Annotated in this window: 2 protein-coding genes; both read right to left on the minus strand. The window is 59.8% G+C overall.

Annotated elements, in window-relative coordinates:
• Nucleotides 1-77 precede the first annotated feature (77 nt).
• On the minus strand, nt 78-317 hold the full coding sequence (locus ACRXB1_RS35600; RefSeq protein WP_449494719.1) for a hypothetical protein: 240 nt from the start codon (nt 315-317) through the stop codon (nt 78-80).
• 517 nt (nt 318-834) lie between these two features.
• Nucleotides 835-1,706 (minus strand): porin (locus ACRXB1_RS35605; protein WP_449494720.1); only part of this gene is annotated, 872 nt, incomplete at its 5' end.

The raw sequence follows: 1,706 nt of genomic DNA on the forward strand, positions 1-1,706 counted from the left end.
CGAGGCCAGGTCCGCGGCGGCGGCCGACGTGGCCCAGATGTGCTTGCTGGTTGCCATTGCCAGTCCCAGGCTCAAGCCTATGAACCCCGAACCCATCGCCTGAAGCGATTCGTTCGCCGCCTCGCTTTTTCCCGGCTCATCAGGCTGAATTCGGTCCGGTCGCGCTCGTTGGGCAGCGGCCCGGCCATGACAAGACGAGTGGTGCGGACTTTGACGACTTCCGTCGTCGCAGTGAGCATTTCGCAGGTTTCAGCGAAGAGGCGTAACCAGTTCGTCGAAAGCTCGCCGAGCGCCGGTGAAAACGTGAAAGAAGTCATGAAGCGCTCCAGAATAAGACGTCCGAGAGGGATACCTGATAATGATCCCAATCAATAAATAAAGGACCGTGTCAGATCGCAAATTTGATACGTCAGAAATGTGCCTGATGTTGCGAAGGGAATTGCCTGGAGCGATGCCGCAGTACTGAAAGGGCTGCCAACCGAAAATAATCCGGTCGTCCGAGGCGTGGGCACGGACTTTCATTCTTGACTTCTGGTTTCGGCGTCGTTTTTGCCGGATTTGGCGGCCGGCCCGATATCAGAGCGGTCAAAAAAGCCAGTTAATCAGCCAAGCTCCTTCAGGATCTGCGAGTGCTATCGACGCGCCGACTGCGGGCCGGCCGTCGCCGACGCCAATTGGCGTTGCTCATCTCGTTGCGTTGATCGAGCATAGGCCGATACATGCTGCATCGCAACATTTTATTTCGGTGGCGCAGCGTTGCCCCCTTGGCAGTGGCGAGAGCAACTGCGCACTAGAAGGACCGATTTGCAGCTATGGATCCTGTTGGTGCATGACTCAGAAGAGATGATGAATTCCGGTAAGCAAGACCGTCTGCCGGCCACCCGACGACGCGCCGATCCCCAACGTATCCGCCACCGCGCCGCCGCCTGCAGCCTCGAACATCAGGTCTGCGTAAAGCTGCGTCGATTTGGAGAGCGAATAGACGTTGGCGACCGTAAACTGGGTCCAGCGGTGTCCTTCGAGCGTCGCCGTCCAAGCGCCCGCCGATATTTCTTCCGATGGCGTCAGGCGCAGGTTCGCGCCGCCATCGAAAGTACGAAAGTGTTCCGTGCGGGCCGACGTGATGCGCAGATCCGTGGCCAGCGCGTGCACCGTCACGCGTTCGAACCGGTACGACCCGCCAATGCCCGCATCGCGGACCTGACGGGCGTTGAACGTCGCGCCCGCGGCCAGGGCCTGACCTTCGAATGTGCTCAGTCCAAGGCCGCCGGCGAGCGGCAGCAAGCGGTCCCGATATTGCGAATACACTGCGACGAGCTTCACCGGTCCATTCGTGTAATTGCTGCCAAAGCTGATCGTCCGGCCGTTGGTATTGCTGCCCGTTGCGCCAGGAAATCCGTAGAGCGCACCGAACGTCAAGCCGCTGTAGTTCGAACTTTTCCATTTGACCGTGCTCGATAGCTGCACGGGCAACGTGCTGCCAAGACCATCGAGGTTGCCCGGATGAAACGCGGAAAAATCCCCAAGCAACTGTCCTGTGGATACCGAGCCCAGCCAGTCGAAATTCCAGTCGGTCTGCCGCCCCAATGTGACCGTGCCGAACCGGGGATCGGAGAGGCCCACATAAGCCTGCCGGTTGAACAAAGTGCCGGCGCTCGCGGCCGCGCCCGTGGTGGTGACGAATCCGCCTTCGAGCCGGAACAGCA

This window comes from Caballeronia sp. M23-90, from assembly GCF_053574605.1.

Excerpts from the sequence above, each read along its gene's own strand:
- ACRXB1_RS35600 (WP_449494719.1), bottom strand. The coding sequence starts at position 317 with ATGACTTCTTTCACGTTTTCACCGGCGCTCGGCGAGCTTTCGACGAAC.